Origin of the sequence: Aeromonas media (genome assembly GCF_000819985.1) — a bacterium.
In the GTDB taxonomy this organism is placed as follows: domain Bacteria; phylum Pseudomonadota; class Gammaproteobacteria; order Enterobacterales; family Aeromonadaceae; genus Aeromonas; species Aeromonas media.
In genome coordinates this window covers 1-21,069 of sequence record NZ_CDBZ01000145.1, presented here as the reverse complement: position 1 = coordinate 21,069, position 21,069 = coordinate 1, and the positions used below count along the sequence as shown (strand labels likewise).

General features: G+C 56.9%; 23 protein-coding genes, 1 tRNA gene, 1 pseudogene and 1 riboswitch. Of the genes and pseudogenes, 5 read left to right on the top strand and 20 right to left on the bottom strand.

All coding sequences use genetic code 11. The features are described from left to right. Positions 1-2 precede the first annotated feature (2 nt). The 6 genes from BN1127_RS12760 to BN1127_RS12735 all read right to left on the bottom strand — a co-directional run bounded on the left by BN1127_RS12760 (position 3) and on the right by BN1127_RS12735 (position 5,240). Entirely contained in the window at positions 3-722 is a 720-nt protein-coding gene (locus BN1127_RS12760) for a relaxase family protein (RefSeq protein ID WP_231557484.1), read from the bottom strand. Next, a complete protein-coding gene (locus BN1127_RS12755) occupies positions 713-1,411 on the bottom strand; it encodes a plasmid mobilization protein (RefSeq protein WP_005346571.1) in 699 nt (232 codons plus the stop codon). Before BN1127_RS12755 ends, BN1127_RS12760 begins: the two co-directional genes overlap by 10 nt. A 292-nt stretch (positions 1,412-1,703) precedes the next feature. Next, positions 1,704-2,864: a tyrosine-type recombinase/integrase gene (locus BN1127_RS12750; RefSeq protein ID WP_005346570.1), complete on the bottom strand. Its 1,161-nt coding sequence runs from the start codon at positions 2,862-2,864 to the stop codon at positions 1,704-1,706. Positions 2,865-3,155: 291 nt separating this feature from the next. Continuing rightward, positions 3,156-4,466 carry a site-specific integrase gene (locus tag BN1127_RS22150; RefSeq protein ID WP_148140660.1) on the bottom strand — a complete coding sequence of 437 codons (1,311 nt, stop codon included), beginning with the start codon at positions 4,464-4,466 and terminating at the stop codon, positions 3,156-3,158. An 83-nt stretch (positions 4,467-4,549) separates the two neighbouring features. Then, positions 4,550-4,637: transfer RNA gene (locus tag BN1127_RS12740), tRNA-Ser, on the bottom strand. Between the two features lie 147 nt (positions 4,638-4,784). Next, positions 4,785-5,240, bottom strand: a complete 456-nt coding sequence (locus BN1127_RS12735; RefSeq protein ID WP_161507131.1) for a type III secretion system chaperone family protein — start codon at positions 5,238-5,240, stop codon at positions 4,785-4,787. A gap of 159 nt (positions 5,241-5,399) precedes the next feature. Here BN1127_RS12735 and BN1127_RS12730 point away from each other — a divergent pair, with 159 nt between their 5' ends. Then, complete coding sequence (locus BN1127_RS12730; protein WP_042649711.1) at positions 5,400-6,737, top strand: flavohemoglobin expression-modulating QEGLA motif protein; 1,338 nt, start codon at positions 5,400-5,402, stop codon at positions 6,735-6,737. Positions 6,738-6,792: 55 nt separating this feature from the next. On the opposite strand, the gene BN1127_RS12725 is transcribed toward BN1127_RS12730, so the two are convergent. Both BN1127_RS12725 and BN1127_RS12720 read right to left on the bottom strand, forming a co-directional pair. Continuing rightward, the gene (locus BN1127_RS12725; protein ID WP_042649710.1) at positions 6,793-7,374 is read right to left on the bottom strand and encodes a thymidine kinase; all 582 of its coding nucleotides are present in this window, start codon (positions 7,372-7,374) and stop codon (positions 6,793-6,795) included. 86 nt (positions 7,375-7,460) lie between these two features. Beyond that, complete coding sequence (locus tag BN1127_RS12720) at positions 7,461-9,041, bottom strand: Na+/H+ antiporter NhaC family protein (protein WP_042649709.1); 1,581 nt, start codon at positions 9,039-9,041, stop codon at positions 7,461-7,463. An 85-nt stretch (positions 9,042-9,126) separates the two neighbouring features. Further along, a riboswitch (Lysine riboswitch) is annotated at positions 9,127-9,298 on the bottom strand. 320 nt (positions 9,299-9,618) lie between these two features. Here BN1127_RS12720 and BN1127_RS12715 point away from each other — a divergent pair. Beyond that, positions 9,619-10,023, top strand: a complete 405-nt coding sequence (locus BN1127_RS12715) for an H-NS family histone-like protein (protein WP_025327182.1) — start codon at positions 9,619-9,621, stop codon at positions 10,021-10,023. A gap of 71 nt (positions 10,024-10,094) precedes the next feature. On the opposite strand, the gene BN1127_RS12710 is transcribed toward BN1127_RS12715, so the two are convergent. From BN1127_RS12710 to BN1127_RS12690, 5 genes are all read right to left on the bottom strand, one after another. Continuing rightward, positions 10,095-10,658 carry a cob(I)yrinic acid a,c-diamide adenosyltransferase gene (locus BN1127_RS12710; RefSeq protein ID WP_005327835.1) on the bottom strand — a complete coding sequence of 188 codons (564 nt, stop codon included), beginning with the start codon at positions 10,656-10,658 and terminating at the stop codon, positions 10,095-10,097. Then, positions 10,655-10,885, bottom strand: a complete 231-nt coding sequence (locus BN1127_RS12705) for a DUF3820 family protein (protein ID WP_005327834.1) — start codon at positions 10,883-10,885, stop codon at positions 10,655-10,657. The genes BN1127_RS12710 and BN1127_RS12705 overlap by 4 nt, the downstream gene beginning before the upstream one ends. Position 10,886: 1 nt before the next feature. Further along, positions 10,887-11,558, bottom strand: a complete 672-nt coding sequence (gene queE / locus BN1127_RS12700; RefSeq protein WP_041206907.1) for a 7-carboxy-7-deazaguanine synthase QueE — start codon at positions 11,556-11,558, stop codon at positions 10,887-10,889. 61 nt (positions 11,559-11,619) lie between these two features. Next, a complete protein-coding gene (gene queC, locus BN1127_RS12695) occupies positions 11,620-12,309 on the bottom strand; it encodes a 7-cyano-7-deazaguanine synthase QueC (protein ID WP_041206906.1) in 690 nt (229 codons plus the stop codon). 28 nt (positions 12,310-12,337) lie between these two features. Next, a complete protein-coding gene (locus BN1127_RS12690) occupies positions 12,338-12,982 on the bottom strand; it encodes a tRNA-uridine aminocarboxypropyltransferase (protein ID WP_180345040.1) in 645 nt (214 codons plus the stop codon). On the opposite strand from BN1127_RS12690, the gene rrtA reads away from it, so the two are divergent. Further along, complete coding sequence (gene rrtA / locus BN1127_RS12685) at positions 12,948-13,526, top strand: rhombosortase (RefSeq protein WP_231557483.1); 579 nt, start codon at positions 12,948-12,950, stop codon at positions 13,524-13,526. The two genes, BN1127_RS12690 and rrtA, sit on opposite strands and share 35 nt — an antisense overlap. A 111-nt stretch (positions 13,527-13,637) precedes the next feature. On the opposite strand, the gene pyrF is transcribed toward rrtA, so the two are convergent. From pyrF to cmk, 6 genes are all read right to left on the bottom strand, one after another. Continuing rightward, entirely contained in the window at positions 13,638-14,336 is a 699-nt protein-coding gene (pyrF, locus tag BN1127_RS12680; protein ID WP_042649708.1) for an orotidine-5'-phosphate decarboxylase, read from the bottom strand. Positions 14,337-14,487: 151 nt separating this feature from the next. After that, positions 14,488-15,654 carry a lipopolysaccharide assembly protein LapB gene (gene lapB, locus BN1127_RS12675; RefSeq protein WP_042649707.1) on the bottom strand — a complete coding sequence of 389 codons (1,167 nt, stop codon included), beginning with the start codon at positions 15,652-15,654 and terminating at the stop codon, positions 14,488-14,490. Between the two features lie 9 nt (positions 15,655-15,663). Next, the gene (locus BN1127_RS12670; protein WP_005327818.1) at positions 15,664-15,948 is read right to left on the bottom strand and encodes a LapA family protein; all 285 of its coding nucleotides are present in this window, start codon (positions 15,946-15,948) and stop codon (positions 15,664-15,666) included. A gap of 156 nt (positions 15,949-16,104) precedes the next feature. Then, on the bottom strand, positions 16,105-16,389 hold the full coding sequence (gene ihfB / locus BN1127_RS12665; protein ID WP_005299934.1) for an integration host factor subunit beta: 285 nt from the start codon (positions 16,387-16,389) through the stop codon (positions 16,105-16,107). A 92-nt stretch (positions 16,390-16,481) separates the two neighbouring features. After that, complete coding sequence (rpsA, locus tag BN1127_RS12660) at positions 16,482-18,152, bottom strand: 30S ribosomal protein S1 (protein WP_005327816.1); 1,671 nt, start codon at positions 18,150-18,152, stop codon at positions 16,482-16,484. A gap of 93 nt (positions 18,153-18,245) precedes the next feature. Next, the gene (gene cmk, locus BN1127_RS12655) at positions 18,246-18,938 is read right to left on the bottom strand and encodes a (d)CMP kinase (protein ID WP_042649706.1); all 693 of its coding nucleotides are present in this window, start codon (positions 18,936-18,938) and stop codon (positions 18,246-18,248) included. A gap of 262 nt (positions 18,939-19,200) precedes the next feature. On the opposite strand from cmk, the gene ribA reads away from it, so the two are divergent. Further along, positions 19,201-19,794, top strand: a complete 594-nt coding sequence (gene ribA, locus BN1127_RS12650) for a GTP cyclohydrolase II (RefSeq protein ID WP_005327814.1) — start codon at positions 19,201-19,203, stop codon at positions 19,792-19,794. Between the two features lie 71 nt (positions 19,795-19,865). Here the strand turns inward: ribA and BN1127_RS12645 are convergent, their stop codons facing one another. Beyond that, complete coding sequence (locus BN1127_RS12645; protein WP_042649705.1) at positions 19,866-20,792, bottom strand: LysR family transcriptional regulator; 927 nt, start codon at positions 20,790-20,792, stop codon at positions 19,866-19,868. A 93-nt stretch (positions 20,793-20,885) separates the two neighbouring features. Here BN1127_RS12645 and BN1127_RS22145 point away from each other — a divergent pair. Then, positions 20,886-21,053, top strand: a pseudogene (locus tag BN1127_RS22145) (MFS transporter); the annotation flags it as partial. Positions 21,054-21,069 lie beyond the last annotated feature (16 nt).

Genomic DNA, 21,069 nt, shown 5'->3' with positions numbered 1-21,069 from the left:
GATCATGCGTCGGCCCTGCCCTGAGTTACCCGTAACTGCACCGCATCAGATAACGCTGCAATCAAGTCCGCATTTTTACTGTACCGTGGTATTGTTCCTGTCAGCCTCTGGCGTTGCGGATCATCTGGACGTGCGAGGTTATGTTTCAGGTTGAGGTAATCGCGGATCGCATTAAAATCTCCTTCCGCACCTGGTGGGTGAGGGTTGAAATATTTTCCAGTGCGAAGATTAATCCGTGGGATTAAGAAATGATTCTCCAGATTTTGTTCATGCGTATGTTGTACCCACAAGATCATCCTGTCCTCTATGGGTAATCCAGCAAAAACCAGCTCCTCCATCAATGCACGAAATTCCTGAGCAATATCAGGATTGGAGCTCAGCGCCTGGTTGTCCTCAATTGCATGTGCAATGACACCGCTGGTGTATTTATATTTATGTGGCGATATCTCGATTGCATAAGTAATGTCTCGTGGATTTCCAGCCAACAGCTCAGGTGGTGGAGTCCGTTGTACACCATGGATCAGTCTCAGTTGTTGGTTCAACCGATGAACCAATGGAGCGTCATTTTTATCACGAGCAACCCTAATCGCATCAGCGATTGTACTACGCTCATTTTTTTGTTGCGGAGTCAGAGCGCTGTAGATACCCAGTAGGTAATCTATTGGGGCGCTGGATTTAGTCTGGCGATGCCCATTGGTTGCAAAAAATCTAATCACCGCCATAGCTCATGCTCCTCATACTCACTCTCGATTAATGCTGGATTTACCTCCACTGCATCCTCGTCATCCTCACCTGAGTGTGACCATGTAGTGTCTGGGGTCGCAGTATCGCTTTTGTCATGGCGTATAACCCGAGATGGCTGTGTTAATTGTGGTGATAACATCTCGTTGATTTTATCAACCTGCTCTTTATGTTGTTTTTCTAGTTCCCTGAGTTCGTATAAAATAAAAAGTAGATTTACATCGCCCTTATGGGAGTTACACCATTTTACCAGCTGATTGAAATTGTTATAAAACCCGGTCTGTTGCGCAATAAGATTATTTATTGTGTCGCGTAATGTTTCTGCTGGAGAAATGACGATTTTCAATTTTGTGAGAGATTGAGATGCTAACCTCGATACAGTGATGCTTGCATTTTTAGCCTTTTTCTCCCAACGACGTTTTTCCTCATATGTGCAGCGTAGCTCGATTCGATGATCACGGATCTCTGTAAAACTCGGCAGCATTTGTCGAACGATGTCTGTATCCATATTTACATCTCTAGCTATACCGTTAATAGTGACAGCGATATCGTCATTGATGCACCTGATAACGGCCCTTTCAATGAGCAGCATGAGATCAGGATCTCTTGTCAGCTCCTCACGTAAAGTATTATTTTTGCTATTCCTTAATTTTTTATTTTCTTTTCCCACGTATTGTCTCCTGGCTGCTGAACAGCTCTAATTTATATATTTAGCGGGTCTGGGCGGCAGCCCAGGTAGGTCCAGGGCGACAGCCATGGCAAGGCTCCGTACACCGTACATTGCGGAACGCAATTTGTACGGTGTAGGAGTGACCTTGCTCTTATTACTTTTCGCCAAAAAACGATTTGTCAAAAACACACTTTTTATCCATGTGCTTTTGCCTGATACGATGCCGTACAAATTCTGCCTACAACTATCCGTACAACCAATATTCTGGCTGCTGGAAATTCTGTTTATTTTGCTAAATTCTGTTGCCCGTCACTACCGTATTGCTCAGTGCCTGTTGTAGCCACGCCATTAATTGCTGGTGCATCTGTGGGTTAGCCATCAGTGCATTCAAATCAACAGGTGGTAATATGGCTGGCACGGATTTGGATGCCTCAACCAGTCCGGGATCATCACCATGAATACAATCGTGTAGGGCCACTTCTGCTTTGGCACCAAAGTCAGCCGCATCCTCGGTCAACCATCGACCATAGTGGCGCTCGATCATCGCAGTCCCGTTGTGCCCCATTTGCCGGGCAATCCACTCTACGTTCACGCCAGCAGACAACAGTTGGCTCGCGTAGGTGTGGCGCAGCTGAGATGGTCCACGGTATTTGACACCCACCAGGTCACAATGCGGCTGAAAAAATGTTTCCCTGTACTCGTCAACCGAGGCGTAGGGTCGCCTTGCTGGGCGGTTATAGGCTACCAAGGTACGGCTAATTATCTTTTTAGTGCGATTATCTGTCTGGGTTACCGTGATCGATCTGGGCCTACGATGGCTAGCCTGTGCTATCAAGATACGTGCGGCTATTATTCCCTGTTCAGTCAGCTCAATCTTCCGCAGCGATCCTTTGGTTTTTGGCGTCTTATAAGCACCATCAACCAACGCGAGATCTACCGTCAAGATCCGTTTGTCTAGATCAAATGCTTCAACGCTCACAGCCAGTAATTCACTGATCCGCAATCCGGTTGCAAGCCCTAATTGGATTAATGCCACTTCAATCGGATTGCTTTCTTGCCGTTGCAGCAAGAGTTTTATCTCTTTTTTTAGAAAGGGTTGCGGCTCTTCAATCTCAAACCGGCATTTCTTGATGCTATCCATCGGGCTCAATGCTATCAGGCCATCACTCTTGGCTCTGGCAAACACCTGCCTGAGAATATCGAGGTAATGATTAACGGTATTACCCTTATACCTCTTAAGGAGTTTGGCAATCATTAACTCTAATTTGGTCGTGGTGACCGTAACCAATAGCTCTTTTCCAATCAGCGTCTGAAGTTGCTTTGTCTTTCGATAATAGGCCTTAAATGTTGATTGGGCGTACTGGTTTTTCTTGATCGTCAGGTTTTCAGTCAATGCATCTGCAACAGTTTTTCGATCTAGTTCTGTGGCCTGCGGGTTCTTGTCATAGGTCATTTGCTCTCATTCCAGCTAACTCTTGCCAGCAGGTTACGAGCGTTCAAGCACCATGTCAACACATTTCGATCACACATTTTTATGGATGTCAATATTTATATTTACAAATATTTATAGGGGCTAATATTGACATGGGCGCATGATATGAATTGGTACTGCAACGACCCACCGTATTGAGATGGGTTGGCTCCTGCGCCCTGGCTATGGCACCAGATGTCATGCTGTCTGGGAGGGGCGCTAACCGCTACATACAGCGCTTAGCGACATATCCAGAGCTCAGGTGGCCTCTCTTCAAATGACGGTCACTAGATCCGCCGGTATCAACTCGATCTTCGCTTTCAACAGGGCAATGCTCACCCGTTTGCCGTAGCGGCCAAAGGTCAGCCCCTCCTTGCTGTGTCCTACCAGCTCCGCCACGATGTGCTCTGCCACATCCGCCTGCTGCAACTCATCAACAAAGGTGTGGCGCATGCCATAGATCGTCGGCCGCCCCTTACCGACAATGCCTGCATTGGTGAGATGGCGCTGGAACCGACACACCAGGTTGTGTGACCAGTCGGCGTCCTGGCCCGAGGGTTTATCGTCAAACAGGTACTGGCTGCCCTGGCTACGGCAGTGGCCGACATACTCTAGGAAGTGATGTCTGATCAGTGCACTGTGCAGCGGAACATCACGGTAGGCGTTGGCCGTCTTGAGCTGCTGATCTTCTTCGCCCGCCTCGACCACCAGACACCAGATCCCCTCGATCTGTTTGACGTTCCGGGTCTTGAGTTGACATGCCTCAGACGGGCGCAGTCCGGCGTAGAGGCAGAGCAGCGGCACCCAGAAGTCCTGGGGCTTGAGTTTTTTGCCTTTTTGGGATTGTTTGGCTCGCAGGCTCGCAAACAGGGTGTCCAGTTGCGGGCGATGCCAGCGTACCCTGGCTTCATCTGCCCGCTTTTTCACTGGCTTCTTGCCCGCCGTTAAGCTGTCGAACGGGTTGCGGCTGCAATAGCCCAGGATCATGCACCAGCGGAAGAACTGCTTGGTGGCGGCAAGGTAATCTGATTTGGTTTTGAAGCTGATACTGTCGTTACGGAGCAGAGTGTTACGGAAGGCTTGAGCTAGGGCAGGCGTTATCTCATCGACCATGTGCCCCTTGGCCCAAGTGACGAACGCCTGAACCCGCAGTTGGAGTTGTCCGACGGATTTATGCTGGATCCCCTCACTGGCCTTACTCTCAATAAACTTCGTCAGCGCCTGTCTGAGGGGGACCCCTGTAGTAGGTGGAGAGGTATCGACGGGTTGCTTGATGGTCTGGGGAACGGACGAAAGCGCAACAGAAAGAGCATGATATTGCGGTACGGTAAAGCCCGCCGCTTTGAATGCATCGATCTCAGCTCTGATCCAGGCATGAAAACTATGGGTCGTGGCATCGGCAGGTGTCGCCGCAATGAGGGTGCGGACACGCGCCGCCAGCACCAGATTACGGTCTACGGCAACTTGACGTTCTTTGGTAAGGAGGGAAGTGCGGATAGCAAACGGCAAGCCTCGGTCACGCAAATTCTTGGGCAAGGGAAGCCGAGTGTAGTAGGTGCCGGAGGCATTTTTGCTCAGATACATGATTGTTCCACCCAGTTGATCCAGGAAAAAAATCACGTAAGTCTAGAAATGAAAAAACCCGTTGAAATTCAACGGGTTATATTTGGCGGTGAGGGAGGGATTCGAACCCTCGATACGTTGCCGTATACACACTTTCCAGGCGTGCTCCTTCAGCCACTCGGACACCTCACCAAATTTTCGACCGCTGTTTAACGTGTTCAATCTCCACGTAATGTTCTGCACCGTTTGCGCCGGAACGGGGCGTAATTTAGGGGAAAGCCCCGCCGACGTCAACGGCTTTTTGGCTGCCGCAAACCGTTCGCACATTAAACGCGCAACTCAGTGCACAGATTCCGGTGCGACCTGGATCTCCGGCAGATTGAGGAAGCCGAGGCGTTCACATTCAGACACCACTTCATGGGTCGCCGCCGTGGTGCTTTCGACAAACAGCAGGAACTGCTCGACGGAGAGACCCGCCTTGGTGAAGACGGTGTGGCCCACGACGAGGCGCGGCAGGTTGTCATCTATGATGTCGAGGAACACCTTGAGGGACGGGTATTGCATGTTGAGACGACCCAGCTCGGCCACCAGAGGCAACAGGGATGAGGGGCGCACCTCCAGTTCGGATGAAAACAGCAACCCTTCCTCTTCCACGAAGATCCGGCTCTCCTGGATGCCCTCGACGGACTGCAGGGAGACCATGTGGATGCCGTGGCACTGATCGCACACATAGTGCTCGATCCGGGCCTGCTGCAGCCAACGCATTATCATTTCAGAGCTGGGGATATTCATCATTTTCACGAACACAATAAGGATCAAGGGGCGCAGTCTAAACCAATTTTCCGACAACCAAAAGCGCACAGGCGGGATCACCCCTGGTCTCGCTTCTTTTTGGCAAGCGCTATGCATATACTCAGCCATTCTCGCACCACACTCGCCTCCACAGAAGGCTCGATGACCATCCAAGAAAAGTATCGCCTGCACCTGAAATCCCTCTCGGATGAACTGCTCGCCCTGCAAAAACCCATTCGCATCCTGGATGCCATCAAGTGGCCCCGCCACCTGCAGACCGAGTTTCTCGCCAAGGGCGGACGAGTGCTGCCCGCCATCGATGCCGACTTCTATCAGGCCCTCCCCCTCGATTTCGATCCCCGCAACAAATACCTGGAGCTCAAGGAGCTGAGGGACAGGATCCGCAGAAAGCTGGGGCCGCAGGATGATCTCGGCCGGATCCTGCAAGAGACGGTGGATCAGTACATGGTGGTCATCGAGATGCTGCGCCAGCGCGGTCAGCCGGACTTTCAGCGCTACAGCCAGTTGTTGTACGGCTCGGCGAGCGATCACCTGCGCGGGGATCGCAAGACGTTAAAGGAGCTGGGAGCCCGCCTGTGCGACATCTTCTCCCTACCCGGCGCCCGCCACCTGGTGCGCCCCTACCCCAAGGAGTTCGAAGGGGAAGCAGCGGTGGCCAAACTGCAGGGCAAGCTGTCGAACTACTTCAGCGACGGCACTGTGCAGGTCAAGCTGAGCGATGGCATCGTCTCCGATGCCGCCGCCGGGGGGGATTACATCAAGCTGAGCTCCCACGCCCGCTTCTCCGAGCTGGACTTGCAGGTATTGGAGGTGCACGAGGGCTGGGTGCACGTGGGCACCACCCTCAACGGCCGCCAGCAATCCTACGCCACCTGGCTGGGCGCCGGCTCGCCGCGCATCACCGCCTGCCAGGAGGGGCTGGCTGTGCTCATCGAGACTCTCACCTTCAGCTCCTTCCCGGACAGGGCCAAGCGCATCTCGGATCGGGTGATGGCTATCGACATGGCGGAGCGCGGCGCCGACTTCATCGAGGTATTCCGGCACTTCGTCGAGAAGGGTGCCAGCGAACACGATGCCTACAAGATCACCCAGCGAGTGTTTAGGGGCGGCATGGTCGAGGGAGGCGCCTGCTTCACCAAGGATCTCTCCTACGTGAGAGGCTATGTGGAGACGGTCAACTTCATCCGCAGCGCGGTGCTGGAAGGGGTGCCGGAGATCCTGCCCATGCTGTTCGTCGGCAAGGTGACCCTGGACGACATCCCCGTGCTCTATCAGCACTATCTGGAGGGGCTCATCGATGCCCCCCGCTATCTGCCCCCGATGTTTCGCGATCTCACCGGTCTCTATGTCTGGTTCGGCTTTGCCTCCGGCATGTCGCTCATCGATATAGGACGGGTACAGCAACATTTTCGCCAGCTGTTCCACCGCCTGCCGGTGGCCGACCCCATCATAGCGCCGGTAGACATAGAGATAGACTGAACCGTCCGTCGACAAAAAAGGGCGCCCACGAGGCACCCTTATTCATGCTGCGGACTTATTTGTAAGCCCGTCCTTCCAGATAATGCTTGCGACAAAGCGACACATAACGGTCGTTGCCTCCTATCTCCACCTGCTCGCCGTCGCGCATCACCTGGCCTGCCTCGTTGACCCGCGAGTTCATGTGCGCCTTGTTGCCGCACCAGCAGATGCTCTTGAGCTCCTCGAACTTGTCCGCCAGGCAGAGCAGATGGTAGGAGCCGGGGAACAGCTCGCCACGAAAATCGGTCTTGAGGCCATAAGCGATGACCGGGATCTTGAGCTCGTCGACGATGCGAGCCAGCTGGTAGACCTGCTCGCGGGTCAGGAACTGCGCCTCGTCGACGATAAACACGTCGATAGGCTTCTCGCCGTGGCGCGCCTTGACCATCTCGAACAGATCGCAGCTGTCACTGAACACCTCCACCTTCAGCTCCAGCCCGACTCGGGCGCTGATGATCCCCGGCCCGAAGCGATCGTCGATGGCGGGGGTCATGGCCAATGGAACCATGCCACGCTCCAGATAGTTGAAGTGGGCCTGGATGAGCTGGGTCGACTTGCCCGAGTTCATGGTGGCGAATTTGTAGTGCAGTGAAGCCATGATGGGGTTCCGAAACGGGATTGATGGGGCGCATGCTAACCAAAGCACCTGCCAAAACCAAGGGGCCCGTGGGCCCCTTGTTCTCTTTATGCGACGGCCAGGGCGCGCTGCATCCGAGCTTTGCGCAAGTGGTAACCGGAGAAGATCAGGAACCAGAGTCCGCTGACCGTGAAGCCCGCCAGCACAGAGTGCATCATCCCCATGACCAGGTAACCCATGGCCGCACCGAAGGCGATGGCCAGCGCATAGGGCAGCTGAGTCATCACGTGATCGATGTGATGGCAGCCGGCGCCGGTGGCCGAGAGGATGCTGGTACTGGAGATGGGCGAGCTGTGATCACCGAACACCGAGCCCGCCAGCACAGCTGCCAGCATCGGCAACATCAGGCTGATGTCGCTGGCGGCGGCCATGTCGCCGGCGAGCGGCAGCATGATGCCGAAGGTACCCCAGCTGGTACCGGTGGCAAAGGCCATGGCGCATGAGAGGATGAATACCACAGCCGGCAACACTTCGATCGGCAGATTGCCATTGGCCATGGAGGCCAGGTACTTGCCGGTCTCAACGTCACGCACCACGGCACCTATGGTCCAGGCGAACAACAGGATGTTGATGGCGGGCAGCATGGCCATGATCCCTTGCGGAGCCGCCTTCATCCAGTTCTTGGCACCCAGCTTGAGGCGCATGGCCAGACCGATGGAGACAACCAGACTGCACAGGGCGCCATAGACCAGGGAAGAACCGACGTTGGTGTTCTCGAACGAGCCGAGCACGCTGAATGGCAGGCCTTTGCCGGCCAGCACGGCCGCGCCGGAATCTATCATGAAGTAGACGGTTGCCAGGGTCAGGGTCAGGATCGGCAGCACCATGTCGATCATGCCGCCATTGCTCTCCTCCGGAGACTCCATGTCCAGCCCGATGGGACGCCCCTTGGACTCATCCCACAGCTTGCCTTCCAGCGCCCACTGCTCGTGTTGACGCATGGAGCCGATGTCGAGCTGGAACGCGATCACCACCAGCACCATGATCAGGGTGAACACGGCGTAGAGGTTCATCGGGATCATCTCGACGAAGGCCGAAATGGGGCTCTGATCGGTCAGGCCATGGGCCGCCATGATGCTCCCCACCAGGGCGATGATATAAGCGCCCCAGGAGGAGATGGGCATCAGCACGCAGACCGGTGCCGCAGTGGAGTCCAGCAGATAGGCCAGCTTGGCGCGGGAGATCTGGAAGCGATCGGTGACCGGGCGGCAGATGGCCCCCACCGACAGGCTGTGGAAGAAGTCGTCGATGAAGAAGGCGAAGACCATCATGCCGGTGAGGGCCTTGGCCCCCTTGCGGGTCTTGGCGCGGCGCTCGGCCCACTCGGCGAAGGCCCGGGTCGCCCCGGAGACGCTCATCAGGCTGATGAGGCCCCCCAGCAGCAACATGAACAGGATCATGTTGACGTTGTCCCGGTTGAGCGCACCGTCGACCCAGAAGATCTTGAGCACAGTGTTCAGCATGTAATGCAGAGATTCGAGGGGGGAGAACTGGTTGAGCAGCAGACTGCCGGCGACTATGCCCACCCCCAGCGACACCAGGACGCGGCGGGTGATTATCGCAAGGGCGACGGCCAACAGGGGGGGAACGACAGACCAACCGGAGTCGGCGTAATGAACGATGTCCATGATCTCTTTGCACCTAAAGACAACAGGTGGAGATCTACCGAGAGGATCAAAGAAACAAAACCCAGGGCGGGCATACTCCTCAGCCCCTTCAGGTAGCGCTCCATAGTGGATGACTATGGCAGTCCTGCACCTGTTCGATGCAGAACCAGCAACCCGGTATGATGGCCTGGTCACTTCGGCGCCGACTCCTTTCATCGAGCATCGCAGGCATCACCCTCCGCTCGGTTACTCATAGGCAGCGCGCCTCTACTTAAAGGTATTCGCGGCACATTTTATCGAGCCACCGGGTGATAGCAAGTTTTTTGATTAAATTTCAAGGCTTGTGTGGCGAAAAGCGGAAAAATGGTAGTCAAATGGTTCATAAAATACGATGCGGTCGATATTTTCATCTGCTCGGCACTCATTCGGAAATGAAACTCCTGCAATGAGAATAAAGCGGGCGTCGTGAATAATTTCCGGACTTTATTTATCTGCCTAATTAATTATTTTGGCAGGCTTGACTTGGTGCCAATCCCCCCTATAAATTATCGAAAAACCAGCCCTTCCCATTAATATTTCTGCTCGCGTGGTAGCTAATATGAACGAATTTCTGAAAATTCTGCTGAATATCCGTAGTCTGCGCGCAGCCTGCCGCGATTTGTCCTTGGAGCAACTGGAAGAGGGACTGCAGAAATTGTCCGAGGTGGTCGCCGAGCGCCAGCAGGATGAATCTGCCGAACGCCAGGCCCGTGAAGAACATCAGAAGAAAATTGCCGAATACGCCGAAATGTTGAAAGCCGCAGGGATAGATCCTGCTGAATTGGTGGGCACAGTTGCCACCGAGAGCACCAAGGCCAGCAAAGGCAAACGTGCCCCCCGCCCCGCCAAATATCGTTATCTGGACAATGGCGTGGAAAAAACCTGGACCGGCCAGGGCCGCATGCCCTCCGCCATTGCCAAGGCCGTGGCCGAAGGCAAATCCGTGGAAGACTTTGCCATCTGATCTGAAGCACAGTCCCGCCCAATAAAAAACCTCGCCATGCGAGGTTTTTTATTGTTTCCATGCCGGGCATCTCAGCGCCTGTCTGCCGCCTTGACCCAGAGCACTTCCGGGGTGCCGGCAGAGACCAGCAAGTATCTGGCCACCGTGAAAAACCAGTCACTTAGCCGATTCAGATAGGGCAGGATCGCAGGGTTCACCTGCTCTTCCCGGCTCAAGCCGAGCAGCAACCGCTCACAGCGACGGGTCAAGGTGCGCACCACATGGGCCTGCGCCGCCGCCCGTGATCCGCTCGGCAGAATGAAATTGCGCAATACCGGCAACTGGACGCTGTAGGCGTCAATCTGTTGCTCCAGCCGCGCCGTCCAGGCCTCATTGACCTGCCACAGAGAGGCATTCTGCGCCTCGCTGGAAAACGCCAGCTCTCCGCCCAAATCAAACAGCTCCTGCTGCAGCAATATGAGTTGAGCCAATAATACCGGCTCATTCTCGGGTATTTCGGCCATCAGCAGACCTATCTGGGAATTGAGCTCGTCAATGGCGCCATAGGTCTCGACCCGCCGGTCATCTTTTGCAAGGGAGGAGCCATCAGCCAGCCGCGTGAGGCCCTTGTCCCCTTGTCGGGTATATATTCTCATTCTGACATCCTGTTAATAATGGGAATAATCATGGACTCCAGTCCATTGAGTTTTATCTCGTATGCCAGTGCCAGGGTTTGGCCCAGCGCACCAGCCGGAAAACCGCTGCGCGCCATCCATACCAGATAGGGCTCCGGAATATCTATGATGCGTCGCCCCTGATATTTACCGTAGGGCATCTTGCCCGCCAGGGTGAGCAATACCCGCTCATCGGAGAGTCTGTCCATATCAATCGATATTCAGATATTTATGGGTCTGGATGGAGAGCCGCCAATTACGGGCGATGCAGGTGGCCATGGCCAGCTCGGTGGCCCTGGGCTTCTGGCTGATGGGCTGTAATGCGATCACCACGTCGGGACGCAGGCTGGCCGTGGCCAGCAGGGCATCGAGCTCCTCGATGTGGCGCTCGGTGGCCACCGGATGCTTGATCTCGTTGGCCCGCGCCAGAGCCGATACCAGCACAGGCAAGCCCCCCTTCATGCCGATCTTGGGGGAGACGGTGACCCAGGTCTGTGCGTGGGTCAGGATCTCGCTGGTACCACTGGTTTCGATCTGTACCTGATATCCCGCCGCCAGCAGGGCCGACGAGAGTTCGTGCAGATCGTAGAGACAGGGCTCGCCACCGGTCAACACCACATGGCGCGCCCGGTAACCCAGGGTCTCGAAGCTCCCCAGGATCTCCTCCGTACTCATCTTGCTCCAGCCATCGGACTCGTTGGAGCGGTCAAGCACCTCGCGACAGCCCACCTCACGAGCAGGATCCACCACCCAGGTATGGCGGGTGTCGCACCAGGGGCAGCCCACAGGGCAGCCTTGCAGGCGAACGAAGATGGCGGGCACGCCGGTGAAGACGCCCTCCCCCTGGATGGTCTGGAAGATCTCGTTGATTGGGTAGTGCATCTCGGTCACGGCTTGCTGCAAAAGGCGCGGATTATACCCCAAACCCGGGGAAGAGACAGGTTCACAATCCGGTTTTCTTGTGCAAGCGGGCCATGACGCCAACCCTGTCGGCCAGATACTGATTCAGACCGCGGCTTCGCAGCTCGCAGGCGGGGCAAGTGCCACAGCCATCCCCCTGGATGCCGTTGTAGCAGGTGAGCGTCTGTTGGCGCACCGTCTCGAGATGGCCATAGTGATCCGCCAGCGCCCAGGTTTCCGCCTTGTCGAGCCACATCAGGGGGGTCTCGAAGCGAATGGCACGATCCAGCCCCAGCGACACCGCCTGATTGAGGGCCTTGACGAAGTCGTCGCGGCAATCGGGATAACCGGAGAAGTCGGTCTCGCACACCCCGGTGATCAGGGTGTCGGCGCCGACCTGATAGGCATAGATGGCCGCCAGAGTCAGAAACAATATGTTGCGGCCCGGCACGAAGGTGTTGGGCAGGCCGTTGTCCTGCAGCTCACCGCTGACCGGGATGTCATCCCGAGTCAGGGCCGAGACGGCCAGCTCACCCAGCATGGTCACATCCATCACCTTGTGGGCGGCAATCCCGAGCTGCCCGGCCAGGCGGCGAGCAGTCTCGATCTCCTCCCGATGACGCTGGCCATAGTCGAAGGTGATGGCGTGCACTTCATCATAGAGAGCCAGGGCCTGTACCAGGCAGGTGGTACTGTCCTGACCACCACTGAATACCACGACGGCTTTTTTCACGTTCATCACTCCTGTTTGCAATTCAGATTCAAGCGCGGCGACCTTGGGCAAAGTCATGCCACTGCCGGTTCAACTCGGTAAAGAGGTTCATCAACGGGGCGAAGCGCTCGGGCTCCCCTTCCCACTGGGATAACAGATGGTAGCCCGCCTCCAGGGTCGACAGCGCCTCGGGAAACGGCTTCTTGCGAATGGAATATTGCCCCGCCATGGCACCGAGGGTGATCCTCGGCAACCCCAGCAGGGCCGGGTTGCTGTGCAACATGCGATAGGCCTTGCGCCAGGTGCCATCGAGCAGGATGAAGTGCACCTTTCTGGCTTGCCCCCTACCCTCGCGCACCTGCGCCAGGGTCAGAGCCTCATCATCGGGCCACAGCAGATAGCACTGCACTTTGGGGTCGGCGAGCAGGGCATTGAGCCAGTCGGCATCGGCGAAGTGCTCCCCCACGTGAATGCGGGCATGGCTGAGGGAGGCGGCCAGCAGGGCGGCCGTTCCCTTGGGGTGGGCGACCTCGTTGGGGTGCTGCAGGATATGGAGCGGTGCAAGGTGGGGCACCTGTTGGATATATTCACACAGGCAGGCTTTGAGGGCTCGGGCACAGCGTGTACAGTATCGGCTCTCTTTGTCGTTGGGTTGTTTCATGTTGTCAGAAAAATCGGGTCTGCTCTGGGTCATCACGCTTTCGCTCGTCACTGCCTTGCTCTTCTTCACCGTACCGAACCACCTGCTCTCCTTCGATCGCGACCTGATCGACAAGGGCGAAGGGTGGCGCATCATAACAGGCAATCTGGCCCACACCAACGGATGGCACCTATTGCTCAACCTGAGCGGACTTGCGGTGCTCTACAGCCTGTTTCGTGAATACCTGACTGGCTGGCGCCTGCCCGTGCTGCTCCTGCTGCTGGGGACGGCCGTCGGGCTCGGGATCTGGTGGTGGTGCCCGCAGACCCAATGGTACATGGGGCTCTCCGGCCTGCTGCACGGCTTGTTCGTGTGGGGGGCCATGCAGGATATCCGTTATCGTCGCTACTCGGGCTGGCTCATGCTGCTTGGCATCGTCATCAAGCTCGGGCTGGATTTTTACAGTGCGGGAGAGAGCCCTGTCTCTGCTCTCATTGGCGCCAGGGTGCACATAGAGTCTCACCTCATCGGCTCGGCCGCCGGCCTGCTGCTCGGCCTCTTCCCCATCGGCCTGGGTGTGCAGACCGTCAAGTCCTGATATCCCCTGCGGTTTAGGGCTGCCACTCATTAGCAGCAGCGCTCAGCTACCCATCAAAACGCAACAGGCCGGATCTGAAATCCGGCCTGTTGTCATTCAGGGGTCGGCCCCTTATCGGCAGAGCTCGGCGTTGATCGCCCCCAGCACGGCGGCCGGATCCGCCGCCTGAGTAATGGGGCGCCCAATCACCAGATAGTCGGCTCCCGCCTCCACCGCCGCCAGCGGCGTCATGACCCGGCGTTGATCCCCGGCAGCGGCTCCGCTCGGGCGAATGCCCGGAGTCACCAGCTTGAAGTCAGAGCCGAGCAAGGTTTTCAACGCACTGGCTTCCTCGGCGGAGCAGACCACGCCGTCCAACCCTGCCGTCTTGGCGAGGGTTGCCAACCGGATCACCTGCTCGGCCGGGCTCACATCCAGACCCAGCGGCGCCATGTCGGACTGCTCCATGCTGGTCAACACGGTCACCCCGATCAGCAGGGGTGCCTTGTCACCATAGGGCAGCAGCGCCTCTCTGGCCGCGCGCATCATGCGCTCGCCGCCGCTGGCATGGACGTTCACCATCCATACCCCCAGCTCGGCACTCGCGGCTACCGCCTTGGCAACCGTGTTGGGAATGTCGTGAAACTTCAGATCCAGGAACACGTCAAAGCCCTTGGCCACCAGCTGGCGCACGAACTGGGGGCCAAACAGGGTAAACATCTCCTTGCCCACCTTGAGGCGGCACTCGGCCGGGGAGATCTGTTCAATGAAGGCGAAGGCATCGGCTTCGTGCTGATAATCCAGCGCGACCAGTACTTTGGGGTCTTGCATGTCACTTCCTATGGGTTGTTATGCCACATCCAGTCTCGACACGGCCGGCGAGCCGGTCGCAGTCTGGCATCTTGCTCACTCGGGTTTGCGCCTGCTTCGGCTTGCCGCCCACGCTCGAGACGCGCGGTGGCGGACTTTTTGTCACTAAGGGCTATTCACCATCCAGGCCACGGATAGGCTTGATGGAGCCCCACTGCCGGCAGGAGGGACACTGCCAGAACAGCGAATGGGTGGCAAAGCCGCACTGGCGGCACTTGTGGGTCGATTTTATCTTGATCTGTTCGCCGACCAGCTGCTGCAGCAGCTCCAGACTCTCCTTGGCGGGCCCCTCCTCGGCGCTCGCCAGCTGGAAGCCCACCAGCTGGTAAAACCCCTTCATGGAGGGGTGGCGCCGCAGCTGGCGCAGCACCAGGGCGCGAGCCTGGCTCAAGCCGTCGCGCGCCTCCACCAGATTGGCCAGGGCCAGGGTCACGCTGACACCGGCATGATCCTCCACCGCCTTCTCCAGCAGCGGGATCAGCTCCTGAGTGCGGCCAAGCTGCTGATAGCAATCGAGCAGCCTGGGCATGGCCTCGGAGGCAAAATCCATGTCCTGTTCGAACACACGCAGCAGATCCTTGCTGGCCTCCTCGAACTTGCCCTCCTCCATCGACAGATCGGCCAGTCGCAGGCTGGCCCGAGCACAGCCAGGGTGGGCTGCGAGCGCCCGCTTGAACTTGGCGATCCCCGCCCCCTTGTCACCGTCGCGCAAGGCGCTCTCTGCTTGCTCGCAATAGAAATGGGAGATGGGCTCCGCCAGCTTCTTGCCCTGGAATTTCTGCAGGCGAATGGCGACCTCGATGGCCTTGTCCCAGTCACGCAGCTGTTGATGGATGATGAGCAACTGCGCCAGGGCCGTCTCTTCAAAGTCGCTGTCTTCGCACAGCTCCTTCCAGAGCGCTTCGGCCCGGTCCAGCAGGCCGGCAGCCAGGAAATCCCGGGCCAGCTCCTGCAGCGCGAGCTGACGCTGCTCCCGGGTCAGCTGGCGGGCGACCAGGTTCTGGTGGATCTTGATGGCACGGTCCACCTCGCCCCGCTGACGAAACAGGTTGCCGAGGGAGAGATGGGTTTCGATGGTTTCACTGTCGACTTCCAGCAGCTGGATAAAGAGATCCACCGCCTTGTCAGACTCGTCAGACAGCAAATAGTTGAGGCCCGCCACGTACTGGCGGGAAAACTGGTTACTCTGTTGCTGGGTGTCCTGGCGAACACTCCTGCGTCCCATGTACCAGCCATAACCAGCGGCAATCGGCAACAGCAGGAAAAGCAGTTCAAGCATCGAGGGACATTATTCCTTGGCTGGCGACCGGGCTAGCTCCAACTCACGGGATTGACGACGCATGGTGCGACTGAGGGTGCGGTTTTGCAGTTTCAAACGCAGGAAGAGCAGACCGAACACTAGCCAGCCCAACAGGAAGCCACCGGCAAAGAAGAACCCCAGCAGCATGGAGAGAGAGAACTCCCCCTGGGCAATGAGATAGTTGAACTGCACCAGCTGGCCATTTTGCGAACCGATGGCGAGGGTCAGTACAAACACGAGCACCAATGGGATGAGGGCCAAGATACGCTTCATAAGATCTCCCTGTCTGTAGCTAATGAGAGACTGATTATCCTTAAAATCACAGGCAGACTCTAGAGAGAATGGGAAAAGACTGCGAGAAACCTGACAAATCACATATCTAAAGACGTAAAAATAAAAAAGGCATACCCAGGTATGCCATTTTCTGCATTATTCGATGATGTTCACGCGTTCGCGCAACTCTTTACCAGGTTTGAAATGCGGGACGTATTTCCCGGTCAGTTCAACCTTGTCCCCAGTCTTGGGGTTGCGACCCACGCGGGGCGCACGATAGTGCAGCGAGAAACTTCCAAATCCTCGGATTTCAATCCGGTCGCCGTTTTGCAAGGTCGATGCCATCTGCTCAAGGATCTCCTTGATGGCGGCTTCGACATCTTTGGCCGGCATATGCATGCGGCTGGCAGCCAATTGTTCGATGAGATCTGATTTGGTCATAAGGTTAAATCTCCTTCCCCGATCACATGCAATTTTCATTATGCCAAGATAAAAAAGGGCGGCGTGAAGCCGCCCTTTTCTTGCATCAAGGATTACTCACCCTTGGCGGCTTTGAACGCTTCCATCATGGCATTGCTGAACACAACTTCTTCTTGTTGGTTCAGGCTGTCGATGGCAACACGCTCGTCAGCCTCGTCCTTGGCACGGACAGACAGGCTTACGGTGCGGTTCTTGCGATCAACGCCCATGAATTTGGCTTCTACTTCGTCACCAACAGACAGCACCAGAGTGGCGTCTTCTACACGGTCACGAGCAGCGTCGGAGGCACGCAGGTAGCCTTCCACGCCGTCAGCCAGTTCGATCACGGCACCCTTGGCATCAACCTCGGTAACCTTACCCTTCACGATAGCACCTTTCTTGTTGTCAGACAGGTACTTGTTGAACGGGTCTTCTTCGATCTGCTTGACACCCAGGGAGATGCGCTCGCGCTCCGGGTCCACTTGCAGAACAACGGCTTCGATTTCGTCGCCCTTCTTGAATTCACGAACTGCTTCTTCGCCCTGGTTGTTCCAGGAGATGTCAGACAGGTGAACCAAGCCGTCGATGCCGCCATCCAGACCGATGAAGATACCGAAGTCAGTGATGGACTTGATCTTGCCGGAAACACGGTCGCCCTTGGCGTGAGTTTCGGCAAACAGCTGCCACGGGTTGGATTTGCACTGCTTCAGACCCAGGGAGATACGACGACGCTCTTCGTCGATGTCCAGAACCATCACGTCAACCACGTCGCCAACGTTGACAACCTTGGACGGGTGGATGTTCTTGTTGGTCCAATCCATCTCGGATACGTGTACCAGGCCTTCAACGCCTTCTTCGATTTCAACGAAGCAGCCGTAGTCGGTCAGGTTGGTCACGCGGCCAGACAGACGGGTGGTCTCCGGGTAACGCTTGGCGATAGCAACCCAGGGATCTTCGCCCAGCTGCTTCAGACCCAGGGATACACGAGTACGCTCGCGGTCGAACTTCAGAACCTTGACTGCGATCTCGTCGCCAACGTTGACGATTTCGGAAGGATGCTTAACGCGCTTCCACGCCATGTCGGTGATGTGCAGCAGGCCGTCAACACCGCCCAGATCTACGAATGCACCGTAGTCGGTCAGGTTCTTGACGATACCCTTAACTTCTTGACCTTCTTGCAGGTTGGCCAGCAGGCTTTCGCGCTCGGAGGTGTTCTCGGTTTCGATCACGGCACGACGGGAAACAACAACGTTGTTGCGCTTCTGGTCCAGCTTGATGACTTTGAACTCGAGTTCTTTGTTTTCCAGGTGAGCGGTGTCACGGATCGGACGCACGTCAACCAGAGAACCCGGCAGGAAGGCACGGATGCCGTTCAGCTCAACGGTGAAACCACCCTTGACCTTGCCGTTGATGATACCGATAACGGTAGCTTGCTCTTCGTATGCCTTCTCAAGCTGCAGCCAGGCTTCGTGGCGCTTGGCTTTTTCGCGGGACAGCTTGGTTTCGCCGAAACCATCTTCGATAGAGTCCAGAGCCACGTCAACGGTGTCGCCTACGTTGATTTCCAGCTCGCCCAGGGCGTTCTTGAACTCTTCAGCAGGAATGGCAGACTCAGATTTCAGACCGGCGTCAACCAGTACAAAACCGTTCTCGATAGCAACGACGGTGCCCTTGACGATGGAACCTTGACGGGTTTCAACGGCGTTCAGGGACTCTTCAAAGAGTTGAGCAAAAGATTCGATCATTGTTTGTGTCACAAATGAAACATCCACTCGCAATCCAGCACAAGCGGGGTTGTTTTAAATTATCTGCGCCATCCATGGTGCAGACGACTGACATCAGCTGGTGCTGACATCACCAAGTTGTTGCTCCGCATAGGCGAGTACCGTTGCCAGTACGTCATCTATGGTCATAGACGTTGAGTCTACTACAAGCGCATCTTCCGCGGGTTTCAGGGGGGCGACGGCGCGATTTCTGTCGCGATCGTCACGTTCCCGAATCTCGGTTAAAAGACGTTCAAAGTTAACATCAAAGCCCTTATCTTGCAACTGCTTATAGCGGCGCTGTGCCCGCTCCTCGGCGCTGGCATCGAGGAAAATCTTCACCTCGGCCTCGGGGAAAACCACAGTCCCCATGTCACGGCCATCGGCAATGAGGCCAGGCAACTGACGGAAGGCACGCTGGCGGCGCAGCAGCGCCTCGCGCACGCGGGGGAAGACGGCGACCTTGCTGGCGGCATCGCTCACTTCCTGGGAGCGGATGGTACGGGAAACATCCTCCCCTTCCAGCACCACCTTGACCTGTCCGCCGTCGACCTGGAACTGCACGTCCAGATTGGCGGCCAAGGGAACCAGCGCGGCTTCGGCATCGAGCTCCACATCGTGGTGCAAGGCCGCCAGCGCCAGTACACGGTAGATGGCACCGGAGTCGAGCAGGTGCCAACCCAGTTTCTCTGCCAACAGCTGGCACAGGGTGCCTTTACCGGCACCACTCGGGCCATCAATTGTCATCACGGGGGCCATCTGAGGCATAATCTTTCTCCTGCGCACTCGGCATGTTGACTGGTTGCCCGCATCCCTGGCGGGAGGGGGTAATGGGCGCCGATTATACCCGAATGCACCGGCACTGGCAGTTGTCGAGGCGCACAATTGCGCAAAAGTCGTCGCGATTGCGCCTATTATGACCAGTCGAGTGGATCATTCCTGAATACAAGCTTTTGTTCTTATGGTTGTTAGGGATGAGGCACGTTAAACTAGCCGCCTTTTTCAAGCAGCTGTAGTCAGGAGCAACCCTATGAGCAGCATTACTCTCGTAGCCAAATCCAAGTTGCCGACCCCTTGGGGTATCTTCACGCTGGTAGGCTTTCAGGAAACCGGCACAGGCAAGGATCACGCCGCGCTGGTGATGGGCGATATCGCGGACGGTGAGCCCGTGCTGGGCAGAATTCATTCCGAGTGTCTGACCGGGGACGCCCTGTTCAGCCTGCGCTGCGACTGCGGCTTCCAGCTGCAGGCCGCCATGGAGAAGATCGCCAAGGCCGGTCGCGGCGTCTTGCTGTATGTCCGTCAGGAAGGCCGTGGCATCGGCCTGCTCAACAAGATCCGCGCCTATCATTTGCAGGATCAGGGCGCCGACACCGTCGAAGCCAACGTGGCACTGGGCTTTGCCGCCGACATGCGCGATTACACCATCTGTGCCGACATGCTCAAGGCCTTGGAGGTCAAGAGCCTGCGCCTGATGACCAACAACCCGCGCAAGCTGAAGGCGATGGAATCCTTTGGCATTCCGGTGGCCGAGCGCGTCCCCCTGCAGGAGGGCCGCAATCCCCACAATGAGTTCTATCTTTCCACCAAGGCCAACAAGCTGGATCACCTGTTCAAGAAGTGATGGCTCGCAGCCTGACACCGGCATGAAAAACGCCTCCATCGGGAGGCGTTTTTGTTGGCGATCTTGCTGCCCTATCTGTTGTCCCTCAAGTTGTTGTCCCTCAGGGCACCATCCGGGGTTGGCTCTGGCTTGGCCTGTGCCAACAGGAAATCCCGCAGCGCCCGATTGGCCATGGAGAGGGGATCCCCCCGCCGCCAGGCCACGCAGAGATCGAGGAAGATTGGCGGAGCAAAGTGGATCCCGCTGAGAGTCGTCTCCTCCTCCAGCGCCATGCGCAGGAAGGTGGTCACGGCGAACCCTTGTCTCACCACCGCCTTGAGCAGGGGGATGAGGTTGCTCTCGAAGCCGATGTTGGGCTCTATTCCCAAACCTTGTGCCAGCGCCTCCATGTGCTCTCTGTGGTAGAAGCCCCGCCGGAACATGGCGAGCTCCTGGTTGAAGAACTGGGGCAGTGAGACAGCGCTGGCCCCCCGCAGAGGATGCTCCTCCCCCACCACCATCAGCATCTCTTCCCGCAACAGCTGGGCCCCCTCGAGCGCCGGCGGCAAGTCGCTGGTAATGAGGATGGCGAGATCCAGGCTGCCGTCCACCATGCGACTCAATAGCTCGCGGGTGCCCGCCTCCTCCACCCGGATCTTCAAACCGGGATAGCGATGCTTGAACGCCATCAGGATCGGCGGAAAGTAATAGGAGCCCATCATGTAGGGGATGCCGATGCGCACCTCCCCACGCTCCAATCCCTTGAGCTCGGCCATCTCCGCCTGTGCCTGGTGCATCTGCAGCAGCAGCCGCTCGGCATGACGGCAGAGCACCTCTCCCTCCGGGGTGAGTCGCACGCTGCGATCCTGCCTGTCGAACAGGCGCAGATCGAGTTGTTGCTCCAGCTTGGCGATGGCCATGCTGACGGCCGGTTGCGCCACGTGCAGGCCCTGGGCGGCCTTGGTAAAGGAGCCTGCGTCTCGCACCGCTAGCAGGTAACCGAGCTGTTTCAGATCCATATCAATTCCATTTATCAGATTGATAACTTAAATATATTATATTTATATAAGGCGACCCACTACTCTGCACAAAAGTCGTCGGGACAACTCCATATGATCGAAGTCGGCAGTCGCGAATGGATTCGCGCCACCCTGGCCCTCAGCCTGGGATCCTTCCTGGTATTTCTCAATCTCTATCAGACCCACCCCCTGCTGCCCCTGCTGGCGGAAGTGTTCTCCGTCAGCTCCCTGTCGGCGGGATGGACTCTGGCGGGCTGCACGTAACCGTTCACCGGGA